Source organism: Vibrio sp. 2132-1, from assembly GCF_033344315.1.
In genome coordinates, this window is record NZ_JAWPON010000274.1 from 1 (window position 1) to 744 (window position 744).

At 44.6% G+C, this 744-nt stretch carries 1 pseudogene; it reads right to left on the reverse strand.

The features are described from left to right. Window positions 1-744: pseudogene (locus R8N47_RS24880) on the reverse strand (GGDEF domain-containing protein); the annotation flags it as partial.

Genomic DNA, 744 nt, shown 5'->3' on the forward strand with positions numbered 1-744 from the left:
AGCTACGGTATTTTTGTGTTGTTTGGTCGTCTCTTTAAGCTCTTTATTTTCAATATCAGACAGAATGAGTTTTAACTGTAATTCAAAGCGAGACAATCGACGCAGTTGAGCCGCGCCCAATTCGCTGATTGGGATGTGTTTTATTAAGTCTGATTCAATACGAAAAGCGCGTTTCTCACAGCTTAAAGCTTGCTGAAACTGCCCTTGTGACGCACTGACTTTGCTCATTGCGTTGTAAAAACGTTTCGCAAGAATGGGCGAAGAATGCTTTTTAATTCGCTTCCCAATGGACTCCAACAGCAAATTAGCCAACGAAGTGTGGCCAACACCATTCAAGCAATAGGCCGTTTCAATTTTGACCATGGTTGAGAGCCAATAGGTGGTCGCACTTCCGGTGGTGTACTTAATGCTGGATATGGAAAGCAGCGCTTCGGAATACTCTTCTTGCAGACGATGCAATTTAGCGCGATACAAATGCGTTTGAGCGGCGAGGTTTTTGTCGCTTACTAGGATGCTGAGCTCTTCACATTCACCCAATAATTCGCTGGCTTCGGCCACGCGTTTTAGACTGATGTAACAGGCGAGCATATACAGTTTGTAACGCAAACGAAGTGAGCGACTGCTGATGGCGTGATCAATCGCGTCGATCTTTTGGTAGTAACGTAGAGCACGGTTGTGATCGCCATAAGCATCACATAAGTTACCCATACCAATGATCGCTAAAACGTATTCGTCGATAAAACC